The following is a 21,739-nucleotide window of genomic DNA, read 5'->3' on the forward strand; positions in this document are numbered from 1 at the left end:
TAAGTTCATTATATTGAGTTTTTTATTTTCTTACAAAAAATTAACTTATTAGTTAGGTTTGTGTAGTCATTTAATCCAACCAAAGGAGCATTGTGATGAAAAAGAAAGGCCTTACTACCGCCTCGGGCGCACCGGTCGCCAATAATAATAATGTGATGACAGCTGGTAAACGTGGCCCAATGTTATTACAGGATGTTTGGTTTTTAGAAAAGCTTGCCCATTTTGACCGTGAAGTGATCCCTGAAAGACGCATGCATGCAAAAGGTTCTGGTGCTTTCGGTACGTTTACCGTAACCCATGATATTAGCCGCTATACGCGTGCAAAAATTTTCTCTGAAGTCGGCAAAAAAACAGAAATGTTTGCTCGTTTTTCTACCGTTGCAGGTGAACGTGGTGCTGCTGACGCAGAGCGTGATATTCGTGGTTTCGCATTAAAATTTTATACTGAAGAAGGTAACTGGGATATGGTGGGTAACAACACCCCAGTATTCTATTTCCGCGACCCATTAAAATTCCCTGATTTAAACCATGTAGTGAAACGTGACCCGCGCTCTAACCTGCGTACAATGGAACACAAATGGGCCTTTTTCTCTCAGTTGCCTGAATCTTTACACCAATTAACCATTGATGCGAGTGACCGTGGTATTCCACAAAGTTATCGTCATATGCATGGATTTGGTAGCCATACATACAGTTTCATTAACAGTAATAATGAACGTTTCTGGGTCAAATTCCATTTCCGTTGCCAACAAGGCATTGCGAATCTATCTGATGAACAAGCTGAGCTATTAGTTGGTAAAGATAGAGAAAGTTCACAGCGCGATCTGTTTGAATCAATTGAAAAAGGGGATTTCCCGCGCTGGAATTTGCAAGTACAAATTATGCCAGAGAAAGAAGCCTCTCAAGTTCCTTATAACCCATTTGACTTAACTAAAGTTTGGCCACATAAAGATTACCCATTAATTGATGTCGGATATTTTGAACTTAATCGTAATCCGGATAACTATTTTGCTGATGTAGAACAAGCCGCTTTTAGCCCTGCAAATGTGGTTCCAGGTATTGGTTTCTCACCGGATAGAATGCTACAAGGCCGTTTATTCTCCTATGGAGATGCTCATCGTTATCGCCTTGGTGTCAACCATCATCAAATCCCAGTGAATGCTCCTCGTTGCCCATTCCATAATTACCACCGTGATGGCGCAATGCGCGTTGACGGTAATAGCGGCAACCATGTGACCTATGAGCCAAATGAAGCCGGTTTATTCCAAGAACAACCGGACTTTAGCGAACCGCCATTATCTATTGAAGGTGCAGCTGACCATTGGGATCACCGTGAAGACCAAGACTATTTCAGCCAACCACGTGCATTATATGAGTTATTAGATGATGCAGAACACCAACGTATGTTTAAACGTATTGCCGGTGAACTTATTGACGCGACTGAAGCCACACAAGTGCGCCAAATCGAGTTATTTAAACAAGTTCATCCTGAATACGGTGCGGGTGTTGAAAAAGCGTTAAAAGCACTAAAATAGTGTAATTCATTACGTGGTGGGGATAACCCCGCCACTATTTCGCCCTATTCTTTTATTTTCGCTAATAACCATTTTTTTACTTGTTGCCTAGACACTTTTATTCCCCCTGCTTTCAATTCAGGGTCTAAATAATAAAATGCCATAGGATATTGGTATGGAGCGAGTTTATCTTTTAACCAATCCGCCAGCCGATTTAAATCCACTGACTCATCTGCCTCAATAACCGCGACAGGACGTTGCCCAAATTGCACATCATCAATAGGTATAATAAAACTTTGACTGACCGCTGGATGGCTATTAATCACCGCTTCGATATCTTCTGGTTGCACACATTCGCCGCCGCTGATAAATAAGTTATCTAAGCGCCCAAGAACTTGATACTCCCCATCAATATAAGCACCTTTATCATTGGTTTTGAACCAACCCTCTAATGTATTTAGTGGCTTTATTTCACCATTAAACCAATAACCAAGGGCTTGGCTATGCGACTTAATTTGGATCTCATCATCGACCAATCTAACCTGCTTGCCACTTAGCGGCAGGCCCACACCTTTTTTACCATTGGCGCGTTTAGCACAAACTGTAGAAGCCATTTCTGTCATGCCATAGCCGCTCCAACAAGCAATACCATGTTGTTGAGCAAGATCCGTTAACGTTGAAGGAATACTGGCTCCGCCCAATAAAACAGCTTTTAGCGTAAGCTCCACCACCCGTTTATCATTTAATAACCGCCATAACTGGGTTGGTACCAAAGAGGCATGAGTAACTTCATGTAATGCTTGAGCCAAAGGAAGATCTTTTACCGCAAGTGAGCCCCCTTTCAGAAGCCAACGCCAAACAATACCCTGACCAGAGACATGGAATAACGGCAACGACAGTAACCAGCAATCTTCTTGCTGGTAATTCATTAGATTAACAACACCTTCAGCACTATTTAAGTGCGCAGCAACACTGTGAACGGCAGCTTTAGGTAGGCCTGTTGACCCCGATGTTAAAATCAATGTGGCAGGCTGCTGAATAGCCTCTTGAAAAACAGTTAGAGCAACCTCTTCATCACCAATAAAATGATAATAGAGCTGATAATCTAAATTACGATAATTTGCTAATAGATTTGATTCATCAGTAAAATCAATTACCGCACTAATATTCAGATGAGGTAATAATTCTGCTAATAACCGTTCTGGGAGGCGAGGATTTAGTGGTAAAACACGAGCACCACACGCAATAAGAGCCAGTTGACTCAGCAATAACTCAACTGAATTTTTTCCACGCAGAACAATACACTGCCCCTGCTCTACACCTTGCATTGAAAAGTAAGTACTGAGGTCAGTAATTTGTTGGCTGACACTTTCCCAAGTCATACTTTGGGACTCTGTGACTAGAGCGATTGAGTTCGGACGAAGATTGGCCCAATGTTGCCAAGGCCAATCTTTAAATTGTGCTAACTCTGCCATACAAGCGTTAAATCATCTAACTGCTGAAGCGGAATATCACATTGTGGCCAAGGCCGTACCAATTGAGATTGAATAAGTGATACTGTGTCTAAGCCTGGAATGGTATTTGGGGTTAACCAGTGTGCTATACGAGCAAGTTGTGTTAAGCCAAAGCTACTTTCAATAGATGAGCTGATCACCGCTTGTAACCCTAAGCGATGGGCTTCTTCCGCCAAATAACGGCAATAAGACAAGCTGCCTGTCAGGGTCGGTTTAATCACAATCGCAGACACCCCTTCTTGTGCCTCTACCATAAAGCCTTCTTCACGTACACTTTCATCCCAAGCAATGCTAATGCCAGTTTCTGCTGCAAATTGCAGTGACTCTTCACGAGTTTTACACGGTTCTTCCAAAAAAGCGATTCGGTCACGGTAGTCAGGGTTAACATATTTAGCAAAACCGTCGGCTTTTGTTCGAGTCCAACTGCGATTTGCATCCAGACGCAATTTCAGTTCTGGAACAGCCTCTAGTAACAGATTAACCACCATACCATCACGAACTGCTTCATATAAACCGACTTTAACCTTAGCGACTTTCTCACCTTCCATTGCATCAAGGCTTAAGATTAAATCGTCAGGATCACCACTACATAAAGGTGCTTTGCGGTAATCCGCTTGTTCGGGAAGTTCCCCTGTTAGCTCCGCGATAGCACAACTACAGCCAAAAGCCACTGAGGGTAATAAACTATTAGAAATTTTGCCTTCTTTCACCCATTCATTCAGTCGTACAATAGTTTCGGCAGTGGCCTCTTCTAATGTTTCACGGCTAAATTCAGGTAGAGGCGAAATTTCTCCCCAACCTTCGTTATCCCCATCTTGTAAACAGACCAAAAGCCCATCACGCGTTTTTAACCGCTGATAACGAAGGATAACGCCTGCCTCCATCGGCAGGCTGAACGAATAAATCTTGGCTTTACGCATTATGGATTACGCTTATATTTAGAGAAATCAGGCGCACGTTTTTCATTAAAGGCGTTACGGCCTTCTTGCCCTTCGTCTGTCATATAGAACAACATAGTGGCATTACCAGCCAACTCTTGCAGACCTGCTTGTCCATCACAGTCCGCATTTAATGCTGCTTTTAAGCAACGCAGTGCCATCGGGCTATTTTCTAGCATTTCACGGCACCAGCGCACCGTTTCTTTTTCAAGATCTGCATATGGAACAACCGTGTTAACCAAGCCCATATCTAATGCTTCTTGTGCATTGTATTGGCGGCATAGGAACCAGATTTCACGCGCTTTCTTTTGCCCTACGATACGTGCCATATAAGATGCACCCCAGCCGCCATCAAATGAACCAACTTTTGGCCCAGTTTGGCCGAAGATTGCGTTATCAGCGGCAATAGTTAAGTCACACATCATATGTAATACATGGCCACCACCGATAGAAAAACCAGCGACCATCGCGACAACAGGTTTTGGACAAGTACGAATTTGGCGTTGGAAATCTAATACGTTTAAGTGGTGTGTACCACTTTCATCACGATATCCGCCGTAATCACCACGAATTTTTTGGTCACCACCGGCACAAAATGCTTTTTCACCTTCGCCCGTTAAAATAATAGTTCCAACTTGGTCATCATAGCGTGCATCAGATAGAGCTTGGATCATTTCTTTCACGGTTTGTGGACGAAAAGCATTGCGCACTTCAGGACGATTAATGGTGATTTTTGCAATCCCTTCGGGGGATTTGTGATAGCGAATGTCTTCAAACCCTGTCGAGCAATCTTGCCATTCGATAGGTGCGTATAATTGTTCTTCACTTGGATAAATCATTATCAGATCCCTTTAACCACTTTATGATAAAAAACGATGAAGTGCAGCCGCATAGCCCATAGGGTTTTCCCGATGTGCATTATGCCCTGCATTTTCAATCAGCGTTAACGGCAAAGTATATTGTTGCGAAACGCTTCGAAATTTTTGGTCTTTTTCGCCACAAAAATAGCGATAAGGACAGGTCAATTGACGCAATTTGTCCGCTAGAAAAGGTTGCTTTGCTAATGATGTATTTTCTAGCATAGCAGCAATACTCTGCGGATTATTTTGTCGACGTAATTGAATTAAACGTTGGCGCTGGAGCACCGACAAATCAGCAAATACCGTTTGTTGATACCAATCATCTAACACTTCGTCAATCGGCTCTGAACGAAAACGCTGGGCCCAAGCCGCATCATTAGCAACGCGAGCAGTTCGTTCTTGTTCATTGGCTAACCCTACATTCCCACCTTCAATCACTAACCCTAATAGTCCGTTAGGTTGATAGTGACAGGCAAAATGCATCGCCAGCCGAGCGCCTAGTGAATAGCCAACCAAGTAATATTCATTAATTTGATGATACTGTAAAAGTGCGCTGAGTTGTTGATCAAAATCTGAAAAACCTAGGCATGGTTCTGAATGAGAACCCCCATGTCCGGGTAAATCGACAGCTAACGATGGAAAAGCACCTGTTTGCTCAATCACCGGTAGCCAATCATCTGCACTGCCTAACAAACCATGCAACCAGATTATCCAAGGAGCGGATGAGGCAGAATGATGTCTCTGTGCGGATAACATTACAGATCCACAACTTCATTTAATAGTTGTTTTAAAGTGCGCGCACCTGCATCACTTGCCACCTGTAATTCCACCAGCAAGGTGCCCTGTTGACGATGCCAAAATTGTTGTACGGTTTCTTTTAGTGTCCCCCAGTCTGTCGGAGCACAATATTGTAAGCCAAACATTTTCGCCGCTGGCTCGAAACTGACATTTTGCGGCATACAGTAATAATTTTGTCTTGCTTCATCTGGTGTAGGCAACATTGAGAAAATCTGCCCCCCATTATTATTCACAACAATAAGAACTGTCGGTGCGGAAGGTTCTCGCAATAGCGCCAAACTATTCAAATCATAGAGTGCAGAAATATCTCCAACGATAGCCAGTGTTGGCTGTGCGGTTGCTCGCTGAACGCCCGCCATGGTAGAAATCAAACCATCAATACCACTCGCACCTCGGTTACTATAAACAGGATAACCCAATGGAAGTTGGGCCAGTGCATCCACCAAACGGACAATTAAGCTATTACCGACAAATAATTGGCCTCGAAGAGGCAGCAGTTCAGGTAATTGGTGCGCCACCGCGGCTTCTGAAAACTGCTCATGCAAGTGTTGGCGCACGTGATGGTGCGTTTTTTGCGCTAAAGTCAGCAGCGATTCACACCACAAATTTCTCGGCTGTGCAGGATGGTTATCTAGCCAACCTTTAATTGAGCAAGTTAGCTTTCTTCCCATATGATTGGCTGGGTCTAACCGCTGAGGTATCGAATCGATAATCCAATACTCTTGCGGTTCACAATTGGCTTGCCATTGCAGTAACCGTTTTCCCGTTAAGCTTGAACCAAACTGAACGACTAATTCTGCCTGCTTTAAAATATGTTGAGTATCAGGGCGTTGAAGCCATAAATCGGCACAAGGGTATGGTTGTCCCGTTTGAGAGAGCACATCACCGATGACGGGCCATCCGAGTTCTTGAGCCCATTTGGCAACTAACTCACCTTCGCTCGCGGTCATTCGTCCCGCAATCACAATGCCTTTTTTCTGCCGCCAAAAATACCAATCTGCAACTAATGCAACAGAATGCGTTAATGGCTCGGTTAACCACGGATGATTTGAATTCCACCACTCTCCGAGTGTTTCCTGCCATGCATCTTCCCCGTCCATATCACCGTACAAGGGTTCGGCAAAGGGGCAGTTAATATGAAATGCACCATGGTGTAGTTGATTCATGCCATTATCAATCGCTGTTACCAACCACTTAGCTGAAATATCTTGTGTCGGCCTTGGTAACATTAATGCTTGAGTAGGATGGGAAGCAAAAATATGGGTTTGTCGAATAGCTTGATTAGCACCACAATCAATCAATTCAGGGGGTCTGTCAGCAGTAAGAAAAATAACTTTCTCACCAGTTAAACCCGCTTCAATCAAAGAAGGATAAAGGTTTGCGACTGCCGTACCAGAGGTCACAATCACCCCTACAGGCTCACGACTGGCTTTTGCTAAGCCTAGCGCTAAATGCCCTAAACCACGCTCATCAAAATGGGTATGGCAATGCAATTTCCCATGGCTAATGGCAGCAAGGGTCAATGGTGTCGAGCGCGAGCCCGGCGCAATACAGATATGTTTCATTCCGTGGCGAGATAGTGCTTCAATTATTACTTCAGCCCAACGGAGATTAAAAGCAGAATTCGACATAATATGCTCAGCAAATTATTAGTTATCAATTAGTTTAGACTGGCTGAAAGAAATTTCTTGATCTCAGAACAATTTTTGGTGAACTAATTGAAATAAAAAGAAAATAACCATTTTTATTTTATGGTTTTTAGTTATTTCCAAATAAAGACATTAGCCCAGCAGCTTTATTCTCAATTTCTATCCACTCTTGCTCTGGGTCTGAACCACTGACAATGCCAGCGCCTGAATATAATGAGACATGGGCTCCCTCTATCTGTGCACAACGTAGAGAGACTGCGAATTCACTTTTATTTAAGCTAATAAACCCGCCTGTTCCTGCATACCAACCACGAGAAAACGGTTCATTTTCTGCTAAAAATTGCCGTGCAACCTTTCGTGGCAAACCGCAGACCGCCGCTGTGGGTTGGAGACGCTGTAAACAATCGCTATCAGAAGGGCTAACTAATGTCGCAACAATTGAGCGGTAAAGGTGTTGAATTTTTCTCAAGCGGATCACTTTTGCCGACGATACATCAACCCCTGTCACTGCTCCTTGTAATTGTTGGCAAATATCATCAACAACCACTAAATTTTCATGTTGGTTCTTTTTATCTTCCATCAACCATTTAGCGTATTCCGCTGCGACCATGTCATCAGGGTCATTAGCGACGGTTCCTGCTAAAGCCTCAGAGTTCAGTTGTTCGTCTTGACGTAAGTATAAACGTTCGGGTGTTGACGAAATAAAACCTGAATGTGCGTTGAAGGCCATCATAAAATGGTAACAATGATGATTCACCTGCTGGCTTTGTGCTAAAAACTCAGCAACCGCAATTGGCTTAGACAGGGTGAGTTTTGTTTCCCTGGCCATAACCACTTTTTCCATTTTTCCTGACTTCATGTCATCAATAGCGCAATTTAATAAACGGCACCATTCATCATGCGTAGGAATATGTTCCTGTGCAGTAATATCGGCGTCCAGTGTCAATGTCTCTTGAGAAGCCGATTTTACTTGCTGTAAAAGATGGATAGCATTTAAGCGATCTTCTTCCCCTTCTATATTGACACTAACGCTAATCGTCGAACGCAACCGATGAATTTCAATTCGAGGCAAAAAACAAAAAGTTGCTTGGCGTTTTATCTCTTCAGGGATTCCATCTCCAACAGCATTCCAACCATTAAGCCCCCATAGGCGCATCTCTGGCACATTCGGATATTGTGATAAAAAAGCTTGTGCTGTATCTATCGAATCAAAGGACTTAACCATTCCAAGAGCGCTGCATTCTTCGGCTCCCGTCCGTTGATACCAGTAAAATTGAGGGTAGATTTCTTGTGCCGCTAGCCATGAAAGACCAGGGAAAGTAGTTTGCGCATCTAACTGCCAGACAAAACGAGTATACGCTTTGGTGTTTAGTGTCAATGTAGACAAATGGTCCAAAATTTCAGTTATCAATCGATCAAATTTTTTATAGTTCACTTTAGATTCCCACTGCTACATCTCACAAATTCACTACGCGTTATTATATAGCGCAATACAAATTTTTAATACATTGATGACTAACAGTAAATGCTATGTCACTCATTCCGCGCTAAAAGCCGAACCCCGGCAATCAAAAAATTGTTTATAATATTTCACTATTTTAGTACTTAGAACCCAATTGACGATAGCCAAGAACAACTACGTCAAAACAAACCTGTTTACACACATAGTGACCTTCAGGCTATTGATAGTATAGCTTATTATATATATTGCACAGTATTCTATTCATTTAATTAATGTGAAATGTGATTTCATCCCTTTTATTCATTTTTATTTCCTAAACTGCTTGTTTTTCACCCAAAAAAAATTCCATTTTGAAACGCAGTTATTGTTGTTCGTCAAGTCAATACGCCATGAAAAGCCTATTCATCCCAAAAGAAATCCATCTTGTATTTTAATTAACATGATATTTCTATTGAGCATTTTATTTAGCATAAAAATAAATGATTTATTAATAAATATAAACAACAATAATATTTTAAACATATACCAACCTCTTCAAGTGCTATTTTTTAGCTCTGTTTTCCATTTTTTAGTATAAAACTTTCAGTCATTTTCTAGTAGGTTAACAAATATGAAATTTATATTTTCATTTACAATAAATAGACACTTCAAGCATACAAGATTGCTAATGAAAATTAGCACACTGTCTTTAACTTAATTAACATGGAATTTAAAATGAACACAAAAGAAAATTACGACAGAATTATTGAAAAAGAACATATAGGCCATACAACTATAGCCTTATTAACGAATCAAGATGCACTTTCAACCCGTGAAGTCGGTATTTTCACATTAGAAGATTTAATGAGTATACGTCGGCACATTTACTTTTCCCTCTCTTTACCTTGGAAAAAAAAGGACATTCTAAAATGGTTTGGCATTACCTCATCAACCACTTTACCCATAGATACAGACGAATTAATTAATACTATCATCAACATTCGAGATCATGCCAACACCTGGGACAATGTCGAGCAACATGTTAAAGAACAATCTATTAACCTATCACTCGTTAGCCGAAACATAACTCAAACAGGTGGGCAAATTATTGAATATATAAACCACATGCCTATTTTGAGAAGAATATCAGATAGTCTGAATGACATTAATGAAAATGAGTTAGATCAAATATTTTATCAAAATGATGACCAACAAATAGCTACCGAACTAATTAATATTTTGCAATTAATTAAAGATGATATTAAAGATCAATCCATTAAGACAAGTAATATTAAAAATATCATTTCAGATTTTAGGGTACATATTACAGGAGGATACCTCTATAATTATCAACATGTTGAATCTTTATTATTTAATATTAAAGGGTTATATAAACAACTTGAACCTGCTAATAGTGAAAATACAGATACCTATTTACAAGAATCACTGAAAATGAAAAAACAGGAGCTACAGCAACTAGAACTAGAGTATTCACACTTTGTGAAGCTAAGTTTCACAGGCTTAGCGGGTGGTATCATCGGCCTCATTATTACGGGCAGTATTTTCGGCTCTAAGGCTGAAAAAATTCGAGCCAGAAAAAATGAAATATTAGCAGAAATAAAATCCATTAACGATCAAATCAATAAAGAAGAATTTGTCAAAAAAGTCATTTTTGACATTCAAATCAATCTTCACAAAATTGATGGTCTCTTTAAAGATGCCCGACTCGCTGTAGACCATTTAGACTACATGTGGCTCGTTCTTCTCACGGAAATAACCCAATCAATCGAGGTTTTCAAAAAAATTAATAATGCAGACAAACTTATTCAATTCATCACCCATTTTAAACGGGTGATTGCATCATGGCATACCATTCAAGAGTACTCAACACATTTAATAAAATTATTTGATGAAACACAACTAAGTAATACCCCTCCTCAATAAAAGGTACTAATATGCAAGATAAGCTAGACTTACCCATATTGCCCCCGATTGATATTTATCAATTAAGGAATATGTCAAATGAAATTTCCGCATTTAATAAAAATATAATACATTATGATTTTATCATCCACGGTAAAATACAAAAAATAGCAAGTAAAACCTTTAATATTAATGAGACTATCAGAAACTCGATACCAAAGCTAAAAATAAAATTGAATTACATTTTAAAAAGTGAATTAAATAATGAAAATACAAATATTCCAGAGGGATCTTTAGTCACAAGTTTTATTGAGGATTTAACTGATTTCAAATTAGAACTGGAAAGAATAATCACTAAATTCAGTTATACCACTGATTCTTTATCACTCATTCACCTAGAAGAAAGCAATCAACATAAATTACATCAATATGCTGAGCAAAAAGAACTTCTCGTCACATCTAAAAACAATAAAATCTTAAAGATAAATGAAATCAACCAACAACACTCCGTTATTACCGCAGCAGAAGATATCATCTTAAAATCTAAAATCACGGATTTTTTAAAAAAACATTTATTAAACGATGAATTAATTGATTCAATTGATATGCCAATGAATAAAAAACAAATATTAAAATCAGCTGTTGCCTTTATTAAGAATTTATTATCAGTCATTGATGATGGTTTAGAGTTTGCACAGCTTGTCGAGGTCAGATTAGATTTAGGAAACCAAATTTTAGAGTTAAAAGAAGAGGTTAATCACATTGATAAAACGATATTTAAACTAGCCCAACTCATGTTATTAGCTGACCAAATAACAATCATAGACTCACAAAAACTGTCAATTATCACTCAGATAGGTTTAATTAAAGATTATTGGTCGGAATGGTGTCATTTCATTAATGAAAAATCGTCTGAAAAAACATTGAATATTCAAGAGATCAATATGGCAAGTCAAGTACTTATGTCATTCCTAGATGACATGGAATATCAATATCAACGCCAGTTACCTGATTAAAAAAAACCGGCTACTCTAAAGTAACCGGTTTATTAACAATAGTATTTTTTGAAGCTATTAATTAAGTACAGCAAGCGCTGTTGATGTCATATCAATAAGGGGTTGTGGCCACACACCAAAGACGATAACCGCAATGGCGCATATAACAGCAACCACTGTCCCTAGCGTGGCTTTTTCAGGGCCTGTATAACGTTCTGCATGTTCTGCATCACGGCTATATAGGCTAGCCATAAAGCGTAGGTAGTAATATAAACCAATTGCACTACCAACAACGACAGCACCTGTTAACCACCATAACTCTGCATTCACCGCGGATGCAATCACATAGAATTTACCAATAAAGCCTAATGTAATTGGAATACCCGCTAGTGATAGCATCATCACCGTCATTACCGTTGCGAGAACAGGTTTATGCCAGAACAGCCCACGGAATGCACTGAAATCATCTTGGTCATCACCACGGTAAGGGCTTGAGATGATACTCACAACACCGAATGCCCCTAAACTCGCAAATAGATAACCCACTAAGTAGATTGCGATAGTGACTTGCGAAGCGACCGGATCGATACGAAGCGCAACCAGAGCAACCAATAAATATCCCATATGTGAGATAGATGAGTAACCCAGTAAACGTTTTGCACTTTTTTGCGTGATAGCCAGTAAGTTACCAAACAAAATAGAGGCTATCGCAATTACTGAAATGACAATCGACAATGTATTGCTATTGGTGATTGGTGCTTCCAGAAAGATACGTACTAATACGGCAAAGATAGCGATTTTACTGCCCGTTGCTAAAAAGGCTGACACTGGTGCAGGAGCACCTTGGTAAACGTCTGGTGTCCACAGTTGGAATGGAAACAGAGACAGTTTAAAACCAAAGCCTACAATGAGCATACCGAAACCAATCATCACCAAAGGTGCGTGAATTTGGTTATCAGAAAGACTTTGACCAACCGCAGCAAAACTTAAACTACCCGATTCTGCATACAATAACGCAATTCCAAATAACAGGAATGAAGACGCTGCTGCAGATAGCAGCATGTACTTGATCCCAGCTTCTAATGTGCGACTGCGCTCAAAGGTATAGGCAACTAAGCCAAACAGTGGCAATGAAATCAGTTCAATACCGATAAACATCGACGCCATATGGTTTGACATAGATAACAGCACACCACCCGCCACTGCAATAGCAACGAGCAAGTGGAACTCATCTCTATTATCACCAAAACCTTCTAACCAGTGGTAAGCAAAGATAGTCGTTCCGATACCCGCTATCAGGACTAATGCACTATAGAACAGCGCAAAGCCATCAACACGGATAAGCGAAGTCACATCCATTAGGTAGCCGTCGGCCACCCAAATGAGTGAAAGCAACGCAATAATAAAACCAGATACTGTCAGCGCGGCACTGGTCAGGTGATCGCGTCGCCACGCAATGGACAGCATCACAACCACTGCCGTCAACCCGACGATCATCAGTGGCAGTATTGCGATCAGTTCTTGAGGAGTTATTGTCATGGCGAATTACAGCCCTAATGTTGTAAGTGAAGCAGAATACAGGTTATGCAATGTTTCCATTGAACCCATTGATGTATCTAAAATGGGTTGTGGATAGAAGCCAATGATAACCAGTAAAGCAGCCAGAGCCAGCAGCACACCAAACTCACGCGCCGTTAACCCTTTCATTTCTTTTTCTGATTTTGGTGTGCCGTAGTAAGTCTGTTGCATCATCCACAGTGAGTAGATAGACGCAAACACCACACCAAAGACCATAATGCAGGTCACTAACGTGAATTGGCTGAAGCTACCGAACAGGATCATGAATTCACCAATAAAGTTACCTGTACCTGGCATTCCTAACGTTGCCGCAGCAAAGAACAGGGACATTCCTGGTAACCATTTAATGCGTTTCCATAATCCACCCATCATACGCATATCACGGGTTTGTGTGCGTTCGTACAACTGACCACTAATAATAATCAGGGCTGCACCGGACAAACCGTTGGTGATCATCTGGACCACCGCACCTTGGTAAGCCAAGGTTGAACCCGCGTAAATAGCGACTGTCACAAACCCCATGTGGGATAAGCTACTGTACGCCGCCAGACGTTTAATATCCGTTTGTTTGAACGCCAACCATGCACCGTAGAAGATACTGATCACACCCAACGTCATCGCCACTGGCGTGAACTGGATAGAGGCTTCAGGGAACAGAGGCAAAGTAAAGCGTAACAGACCGTATGCTGCGGTTTTTAACATGATACCGGAGATATCTACAGAACCCGCTGTTGGCGATTGTTCCTGAGTATCTGCCATCCAACCATGGAATGGAACCAGTGGCATTTTAACGGCAAAGGCGATAAAGAAGCCTAACATCAACATAAACGCAACGTTGCTAGAGAGCTCTGCTCCCAGCAGTTGGTTATAGTCGAATGTTAATACACCTGAAGTATTGTAGTTTGCTAGTGCCAATCCAATGATGGAGACCAACATGATCAAACCACTCGCTTGCGTATAGATGAAGAACTTAGTCGCAGCTTTGATATGTTGTCTGTTTTCTGACCCTTTGTGTCCCCAATTGGCAATCAGGAAGTACATTGGGATCAGCATCATCTCCCAGAAGAAGAAGAACAAGAACAGGTCAACCGCGGTAAAAATCCCCATCACCCCTGTGATAATCCACAGCAGGTTAAAGTGATACGCACCTTGGTTCTTCTGGTTTTCACTCCAAGAGCTCAGAATCGAGAAAGCCCCCATGATAGCCGTTAATACGACCATCAACAGTGATAAACCGTCAATTGCTAAATGAAAGTCAATTCCCAATGACGGGATCCACGGCATCAAGAAAACAGATTGCCATTGTGGAATACCTTGTGGATTAACAAGCGAGTAATTCCCTTGTAACCACAATTGCACGGAAAGTATCAATGTTATTCCCATCGTCGCCAGTGCAATCCAACGCGGTGCGCGATGACTGAACCGGTCAGCCTGCCAGCTTAGCAGGCCTCCGATGAAGGGAATGAGTATTAGCCAGGGTAATAGCATGGCGCAATGTGTCCCTTAATTAAACCAAAAGCAGCAGAGCAAGAATCAGCACTGCACCCAGCCCCAACGAGGCAACATACCAACGGATTTGGCCGTTTTCACTCACTGCAAGCCCTTTATTTGCCCAACGTGAAAGATGTGCAGGGATATTCATCAGAGAGTTAATCGGATCGCTTTCCAGTAGCCATGCAATACCTTTAAACGGTTTTACAAAGACTACGTCATACAGCCAGTCGAAGCCCCACGCTTGATACCACCATGCGCTGAAGAAACGACCCACTGCAGTTTTTGCGATAGCATCGACTATTGAACGTCTAAACAGGTAGAGGAATACCGCAATCAACAGACCTGCGATAGCAAACCCGCCAGAAATCGCTTCGAGTAAGACTTTACCGTCTTCACTGCCAGCCGCTTCTGCAGGGAATACCCCTTCGAGTGGTTGGTGAATTAATGCACCAACAAACGTTGCAAGGATAGCCAAAATACCCAGTGGTAATGTGTGAGTGATGCCTTTAACCTTATGCGCTTTGATTTTTGCTTCACCGTGGAACACGATGAAAATCATACGGAAGGTATAAATTGCGGTCATTAATGCACCGAGGATACCGGCCCACAACAATACAGTTTGTCCATCAAGCTGCGCACCCCACAAAATGGCATCTTTACTGTAGAAACCAGCAGTAAACAGTGGCAATGCTGCCAGTGCGCTTCCGCCAATCAACATCACAGCGTAGATAAATGGAATTTGCTTACGCAACCCACCCATTTTGAAGATATTTTGCTCGTGGTGGCATGCCAAAATAACCGAACCCGCTGACAGGAACAGCAACGCTTTAAAGAAAGCATGTGTCATCAGGTGGAAAATTGCAGCATCCCACGCCTGTACACCGAGTGCCAAGAACATATAACCGATTTGGCTCATGGTGGAATATGCAAGTACACGTTTGATATCCGTTTGAACCAGTGCAGCAAACCCAGCCAGTACCAATGTCACCGCGCCCACAACGCCAACTAAATGTAAAACTTCTGGCGCTAATAAGAACAGAACGTGGGTACGAGCCACTAAGTACACACCGGCCGTTACCATGGTTGCGGCGTGGATCAATGCTGAAACTGGCGTAGGACCCGCCATCGCATCTGCCAACCACGTTTGCAATGGTAACTGTGCTGATTTACCGACTGCGCCACCTAATAACATCAAGGTCGCCCAGTTGATCGCACTCGAACCTTCAGCAAATTTCTGAGGTGCTAACACCGCCATTTCGCTGAAATTCAATGTGCCAAGCTCATTCCACAGAATAAACATACCAATGGCGAGGAATACGTCACCGATACGCGTTACAAAGAACGCTTTCATTGCGGCTTTACCGTTTTCTGGATTGGTATAATAGAAACCAATCAACAGGTAACTGCACAGCCCTACCCCTTCCCAACCGAGATACATCAGCATCATGTTATCAGCGAGGACTAAGACCACCATACTCGCGATAAACAGGTTAGTGTAAGCGAAGAAACGTGAGTAACCCTCCTCGCCACGCATATACCAAGAAGCGTATACGTGGATAAGGAAGCCCACCCCCGTTACCACACCTAACATGGTCAGTGACAGACCATCTAACATTAGGGTGAATGGGATATTAAAGGTACCGACAGACATCCAAGTCCAAAGTGGTTGGATGAAAACGCTACCTGCGTCTTGAGCTAAAAATTCATTGCCAGCATAGAATGCGACGATGGCCGCTAAGCCGACCGACCCCGCACCAATAATGGCCGAAACGTTTTCTGACCAGCGTCCACGGGAGAAGGCTAACAACACCGACCCCAGTAAAGGCAACAGAATAGTTAAATAGAGTAGGTTCATCCGCGCATCTCACTGACTTTATCAATATTCAGGTTCTGACGATGACGATGGAGTTGCAGTAACAACGCCAGTCCAATACTCGCCTCCGCTGCAGCCAGTGCAATTGCCAAAATATACATAATTTGGCCGTCTGGTTGCCCCCAGAAACTCCCTGCAACAACAAATGCCAGTGCAGTTGAGTTAATCATGATTTCCAGTCCGATCAGCATGAAAAGCAAGTTACGGCGAATAACAAGGCAGCTAAGTCCCATTACAAATAAAATTGCCGCTAAAATCAGACCATGTTGAAGAGGTATCATTTTTGCTCCTCCGCATTACGGTCACTGACAAGATCAGCACCGTTTTCTTTACGGTCACGTCCAACGTGGAATGCGACGACTAGACCCGCTAGCAGTAGCAGTGATGCCAATTCGACAGCCAGAACATACGGCCCAAATAGGCTAATTCCCACTTCTTTCGCACCAATGATGGTTCCCTCAATGCCTTCTTGATAAGACAACGAGGTAATGCCGTAAACTAAGATAGCCAGTAAAACTGCGGATAACACCGCAGGGCCAATCCAGTTTTTTGGCGTCAACCAAGCGCGCTCTTGTTCTTGAACAGAACGCCCTAAATTGAGCATCATTACGACGAACACGAACAGAACCATAATGGCACCTGCATACACGATGATTTCCAACGCCCCAGCAAAATATGCACCTAGGGAGAAAAACACCATTGACAGAGCCAGCAGAGAAACAACCAGATACAACAGTGCATGCACCGGATTTGTATTCGTTATCACCCTTAAAGTTGCTAAAATGGCAACTAGACCGGCGATATAAAATGTAAATTCCATGAATATCGCTCCTTATGGCAACAGGTCTTTGACGTTAATCGGTTTCGCTTCGTTATCCGCTTCACCTTTGTCTTTACCTGCAATCGCCATACCCGATTTACGGTAAAAGTTATAATCAGGATATTTACCCGGACCTGAAATCAACAGGTCATTTTTCTCGTAAACCAGATCCTGACGTCTCCAATCGGCCATTTCAAAATCAGGTGTTAATTGGATTGCCGTCGTTGGGCAAGCCTCTTCACACAGACCACAGAAAATACAGCGCGAAAAGTTAACGCGGAAAAATTCAGGGTACCAACGGCCATCTTCATGCTCGGCTTTTTGCAGTGAAATACAACCCACTGGACAAGCAACCGCACACAAATTACACGCAACACAACGCTCTTCACCGTCAGGGTCGCGCGTTAACACGATACGCCCACGGTAACGGGGTGGCAGATAAACCGGCTCTTCTGGATACATTTGCGTTTCGCGTTTATCGAACGCATGGAGGCCGACCATCCAAATACTACGTACTTGGGTGGCGAAACCGACCAATAACTCTTTTAATGTCATGGTTCAATCACCCCTTACTGAGCGTTGTATAAAATCACTGCTGCAGTACCCAGCAGATTAAGCAGTGTCAACGGCAGGCAAATTTTCCAACCGAAAGACATCACTTGGTCATAACGTGGACGCGGTAAAGAGGCACGGATCAAGATAAACATCATCATGAAGAAGCCAGTTTTGATAGCAAACCACAAGAATGACGGCAGGAATGGACCATGCCAGCCACCAAAGAACAGCGTCACAATCAGGGCTGAAACCGTTACGATACCGATATACTCACCGACGAAGAACAGACCGAACTTCATCCCTGAGTATTCAACGTGGTAACCATCCGCAATCTCTTGCTCTGCTTCGGGTTGGTCAAACGGATGACGGTGACATACCGCAACGCCCGCTATCGCAAAGGTCACAAAACCAAAGAACTGAGGAATAATGTTCCACATGCCTTCTTGGGAGTTCACAATATCAATCAGGTTGAATGAACCTGCTTGTGCAACCACACCCATTAAAGAAAGCCCTAAGAACACTTCGTAACTCACGGTTTGTGCTGACGCACGCATCGCACCTAATAATGAGTATTTGTTGTTACTTGACCAACCGGCGAATAACACCGCATACACCGCCAGACCTGCCATCATCAGGAAGAATAAAATCCCGATATTCAGGTCTGCCACGTGCCAAGTCGGGCTGACAGGCACAATAGCGAACGCGAGGAATAATGAACAAAATGCAATAACGGGTGCTAGTGTAAAGATTTTCTTATCCGCAAATTGTGGGATCCAGTCTTCTTTAAACAGCATTTTGAACATATCCGCGATTAACTGGCCCATCCCAAATGGGCCAACGCGGTTTGGACCATAACGGTTCTGGAATAGACCGAGAATACGGCGTTCTCCCAGACTCATGTAGGCCCCACAAGTCACAACAACCAATAAAATGACGACAGATTTAAGGATGGAAATTAACACTTCCATCACTTCAGGCGAAATCCAATCCATCATGCTCCCCTCCGCAGATTATTGACTGACACGCCAGCCATTGAAGGTGCGATACCCGGCATCCCTAACGGTAAGCCAATTTGACCTGTAGACAAGTGATTGCTGAGGCGTACAGTCAAGTTAAATGCTTGACCTGCATAGCTAAACTCAGCGTTAGTCCCCGCTGACAGGCCGAGTGACGCAGCATCTTGCGTGTTCAGCATGATATATGGCTCTGGCATACGCTCTTGGATCACCTCTGAACGCTGTGACATTTCATCACTGCCGAACAGGTGGTAATAAGGTGCGACAACCCACTGCGCTTCGCTGGCTTGATAAGCCGCTGGAATTTCAGTGAAGTAAGCCAATTTACCTTCTGTTGAATTGAACAAACGGATACCTGGGTCACCAAATAATAGATGTCCCCCCACTTCGGCTTGGAATTTGTTCCAGGCTTGCGGTGAGTTCCAACCTGGTGCCCATGCAAATGGAATTTGCTGGCGTGGCGCGGTTGGGCTGTTGTTCCCTTCCATTGAGAAAGCAAATGGAGAATCAATATCTTGCGGTTGACGAGGCTCATGGACAGATTGATTTGCTAGCATCGCTGTACGACCACTGTAACGATGTGGTTCACGCGCCAGCTTTTGACCTCGAATACGGAAAGATGCTTTCGGAGCAGCATCCACCATACCTGAGAATTGTGGCATTGCGGCAACACAATCAGCGATAACGTGATCCAGTTGAGACCAATCTGCATCACGCTCTTGCGCTTCCGTTTGCAGTGAATGCATCCAGCGCCAGCTTTCGTTCATCACGATAGCTTTGTCGTAATACGTTGGGTCGAAAACTTGGAAGAAACGTTGCGCGCGACCTTCTTGGTTAATCAACGTACCGTCTGCTTCAGCAAAACTTGCTGCTGGCAGAACTAATGTTGCTTTATCCATGATGTCAGTTTGCTGATGATCCGCAACAATCAAGTGACTCAATTTCGCTAATGCACTATTGACGGCATCCACGCTGCTATGACGGTACAGGTCGTTTTCGATAACAACAGCCACATCAGCTTCATTCGCTTCAATACGAGCTAATGCGCTGTCTAGTGGTTGTGCGTTCATCATTGCCAGACCGAAGCTATTAGCATGAGACGCTAAGTAAGATAACCCAACATTCGCACCTTTCGCTTTCAGTGCAAATGCCACGTTAGCGGCCGCTTGGATCATTGCCTCGCTTGCACTGTGGCTACCACTAATAATTAATGGTTTTTTCGCGCCCGCTAATGCCTGAGCGACGGTTTCCACTTTGGCTTTTAAGTCTGCCGGTAAATCATTCACCGCAGGGGCTTCGCCGTTAATCATATTGGCGATAGCAAAGCCAAAACGCGCTTGGTCAGCAACTGGTGCACGGTAATTAAAGGCAGCCACATCGTCTAAACGAGTATCATCAACGTTGGTGATAAACAGTGGGTATTTTGCATGTTGACCAATATTCATGATTGCCGCGATTTGCCAGTCAGCCACTTTCTGTGCTGCCGCCATTTCACGAGCTTTGCCTTTCACTGCTTGACGGACAGATAACGCCATACGTGCGCCTGTCTGAGTTAAATCTTCACCCAGTACCAGTACCGCATCATAGCCTTCCACTTCACGCAGTGTTGGGGTATAGATCCCCCCATTTTGCAAAATGTTTTGCATCAGTGCTAAACGGCTTTGCTCACCCGCAGAAATACCTGAGTAGAAGTTTTCTGCGCCGACTAACGCACGCAATGCATAGTTGCTTTCAACGCTAGCACGCGGCGAACCGATACCAATCATTTTTTTCGCTTGATTGATAATTTGCGCACCACTTTGCATCGCTTCGATAGCCGAAATCACGTTCTTAACGCCATTTTTATTGAGTACGGCTTGGCGAGGGCGGTCTTTACGGTTGACGTAACCATAACCAAAGCGACCACGGTCACACAGGAAATAGTGGTTTACCGAGCCGTTATAACGGTTTTCAATGCGACGGATTTCACCATAACGTTCACCTGGGCTGGTGTTACAACCGATACTGCACTGTTGACAGATACCCGGTGCAAATTGCATATCCCATTTACGGTTATAGCGCTCTGAATGGGTTTTATCGGTGAATACCCCAGTAGGACAAACTTCAACTAAGTTACCGGAGAATTCGCTTTCCAGCGTACCGTCTTCAGTACGACCGAAATACACATAATTATGTGCCCCATAAACCCCTAAATCCGTGCCATCTGCGTAATCTTTGTAGTAACGAACACAACGATAACACGCGATACAACGGTTCATTTCATGACTAATAAATGGACCGAGATCTTGGTTAATGTGAGTCCGTTTCGTAAAACGATATTTACGCATATTATGACCGGTCATCACCGTCATATCTTGTAGATGGCAGTTACCGCCTTCCTCACAGACTGGGCAGTCATGAGGGTGGTTGGTCATCAGCCATTCCACGACACTTTCACGGAATTGTTTGGCTTCTTCATCATCAATTGAGATGTAAGTCCCTTCCGTTGCGGGTGTCATACAAGACATTACTAGGCGACCGCGAGTGTCATCTGCGTTCTGATACTGCTTAACCGCACACTGGCGGCAAGCGCCAACGCTTCCCAGCGCCGGATGCCAGCAAAAATAAGGAATATCTAGCCCGAGAGAAAGACAGGCTTGTAACAGGTTTTCAGACCCGTTTACGTCATATTCTTTGCCGTCTACATATATTGTAGCCATAGTCAGCATGCTTCCCAAAGGCCCGCATAAAGCAGGCGTTAATCAAAAATACGTTCTTCGTGAAAAATCTCT

Annotated in this window: 17 protein-coding genes; 3 read left to right on the top strand and 14 right to left on the bottom strand. The window is 43.1% G+C overall.

The genetic code is table 11. The annotated features are described in order from the left end of the window. The first annotated feature begins 95 nt into the window (after window positions 1–95). Window positions 96–1,535 (top strand): catalase, encoded by a 1,440-nt coding sequence (locus M1E86_RS11495; protein WP_185746869.1) that lies wholly within the window; start codon window positions 96–98, stop codon window positions 1,533–1,535. 44 nt (window positions 1,536–1,579) lie between these two features. Here M1E86_RS11495 and menE read toward each other — a convergent pair whose 3' ends face one another. From menE to M1E86_RS11525, 6 genes are all read right to left on the bottom strand, one after another. Next, a complete protein-coding gene (gene menE, locus M1E86_RS11500; protein ID WP_213912541.1) occupies window positions 1,580–2,989 on the bottom strand; it encodes an o-succinylbenzoate--CoA ligase in 1,410 nt (469 codons plus the stop codon). Next, window positions 2,977–3,948, bottom strand: coding sequence for an o-succinylbenzoate synthase (gene menC / locus M1E86_RS11505; RefSeq protein WP_213912540.1), 972 nt, complete (start codon window positions 3,946–3,948; stop codon window positions 2,977–2,979). Before menC ends, menE begins: the two co-directional genes overlap by 13 nt. Continuing rightward, the gene (gene menB, locus M1E86_RS11510) at window positions 3,948–4,805 is read right to left on the bottom strand and encodes a 1,4-dihydroxy-2-naphthoyl-CoA synthase (protein WP_125891278.1); all 858 of its coding nucleotides are present in this window, start codon (window positions 4,803–4,805) and stop codon (window positions 3,948–3,950) included. The genes menC and menB overlap by 1 nt, the downstream gene beginning before the upstream one ends. A 21-nt stretch (window positions 4,806–4,826) precedes the next feature. Beyond that, on the bottom strand, window positions 4,827–5,582 hold the full coding sequence (menH, locus tag M1E86_RS11515) for a 2-succinyl-6-hydroxy-2,4-cyclohexadiene-1-carboxylate synthase (RefSeq protein ID WP_426099094.1): 756 nt from the start codon (window positions 5,580–5,582) through the stop codon (window positions 4,827–4,829). Then, on the bottom strand, window positions 5,582–7,255 hold the full coding sequence (gene menD / locus M1E86_RS11520) for a 2-succinyl-5-enolpyruvyl-6-hydroxy-3-cyclohexene-1-carboxylic-acid synthase (RefSeq protein ID WP_125891280.1): 1,674 nt from the start codon (window positions 7,253–7,255) through the stop codon (window positions 5,582–5,584). The genes menH and menD overlap by 1 nt, the downstream gene beginning before the upstream one ends. 127 nt (window positions 7,256–7,382) lie before the next feature. Beyond that, complete coding sequence (locus tag M1E86_RS11525) at window positions 7,383–8,708, bottom strand: isochorismate synthase (protein ID WP_213912539.1); 1,326 nt, start codon at window positions 8,706–8,708, stop codon at window positions 7,383–7,385. Between the two features lie 741 nt (window positions 8,709–9,449). Between M1E86_RS11525 and M1E86_RS11530 the strand changes: the two genes are divergently transcribed. Then, window positions 9,450–10,658: an alpha-xenorhabdolysin family binary toxin subunit A gene (locus M1E86_RS11530; RefSeq protein ID WP_426099095.1), complete on the top strand. Its 1,209-nt coding sequence runs from the start codon at window positions 9,450–9,452 to the stop codon at window positions 10,656–10,658. Between the two features lie 11 nt (window positions 10,659–10,669). Continuing rightward, window positions 10,670–11,653 carry an alpha-xenorhabdolysin family binary toxin subunit B gene (locus M1E86_RS11535; RefSeq protein WP_213912537.1) on the top strand — a complete coding sequence of 328 codons (984 nt, stop codon included), beginning with the start codon at window positions 10,670–10,672 and terminating at the stop codon, window positions 11,651–11,653. A 57-nt stretch (window positions 11,654–11,710) separates the two neighbouring features. On the opposite strand, the gene nuoN is transcribed toward M1E86_RS11535, so the two are convergent. The 8 genes from nuoN to nuoG are packed head-to-tail and all read right to left on the bottom strand — an operon-like array spanning window position 11,711 to window position 21,667. Then, window positions 11,711–13,171, bottom strand: a complete 1,461-nt coding sequence (gene nuoN, locus M1E86_RS11540; RefSeq protein ID WP_213912536.1) for an NADH-quinone oxidoreductase subunit NuoN — start codon at window positions 13,169–13,171, stop codon at window positions 11,711–11,713. Between the two features lie 6 nt (window positions 13,172–13,177). Beyond that, window positions 13,178–14,698: an NADH-quinone oxidoreductase subunit M gene (nuoM, locus tag M1E86_RS11545; RefSeq protein ID WP_125891285.1), complete on the bottom strand. Its 1,521-nt coding sequence runs from the start codon at window positions 14,696–14,698 to the stop codon at window positions 13,178–13,180. Window positions 14,699–14,717: 19 nt separating this feature from the next. Beyond that, window positions 14,718–16,559 carry an NADH-quinone oxidoreductase subunit L gene (gene nuoL / locus M1E86_RS11550; protein ID WP_004259845.1) on the bottom strand — a complete coding sequence of 614 codons (1,842 nt, stop codon included), beginning with the start codon at window positions 16,557–16,559 and terminating at the stop codon, window positions 14,718–14,720. Further along, entirely contained in the window at window positions 16,556–16,858 is a 303-nt protein-coding gene (gene nuoK, locus M1E86_RS11555) for an NADH-quinone oxidoreductase subunit NuoK (protein ID WP_004921109.1), read from the bottom strand. The genes nuoL and nuoK overlap by 4 nt, the downstream gene beginning before the upstream one ends. Beyond that, complete coding sequence (gene nuoJ / locus M1E86_RS11560) at window positions 16,855–17,397, bottom strand: NADH-quinone oxidoreductase subunit J (RefSeq protein WP_125891287.1); 543 nt, start codon at window positions 17,395–17,397, stop codon at window positions 16,855–16,857. The genes nuoK and nuoJ overlap by 4 nt, the downstream gene beginning before the upstream one ends. Before the next feature lie 12 nt (window positions 17,398–17,409). Then, complete coding sequence (gene nuoI, locus M1E86_RS11565) at window positions 17,410–17,952, bottom strand: NADH-quinone oxidoreductase subunit NuoI (protein ID WP_004259834.1); 543 nt, start codon at window positions 17,950–17,952, stop codon at window positions 17,410–17,412. A 14-nt stretch (window positions 17,953–17,966) separates the two neighbouring features. Beyond that, entirely contained in the window at window positions 17,967–18,944 is a 978-nt protein-coding gene (nuoH, locus tag M1E86_RS11570) for an NADH-quinone oxidoreductase subunit NuoH (RefSeq protein ID WP_004912244.1), read from the bottom strand. After that, the gene (nuoG, locus tag M1E86_RS11575; RefSeq protein WP_213912535.1) at window positions 18,944–21,667 is read right to left on the bottom strand and encodes an NADH-quinone oxidoreductase subunit NuoG; all 2,724 of its coding nucleotides are present in this window, start codon (window positions 21,665–21,667) and stop codon (window positions 18,944–18,946) included. The genes nuoH and nuoG overlap by 1 nt, the downstream gene beginning before the upstream one ends. Window positions 21,668–21,739: the final 72 nt, after the last annotated feature.

Source organism: Providencia sp. PROV200 (assembly GCF_049901995.1).
Taxonomy (GTDB): Bacteria; Pseudomonadota; Gammaproteobacteria; order Enterobacterales; family Enterobacteriaceae; genus Providencia; species Providencia rettgeri_E.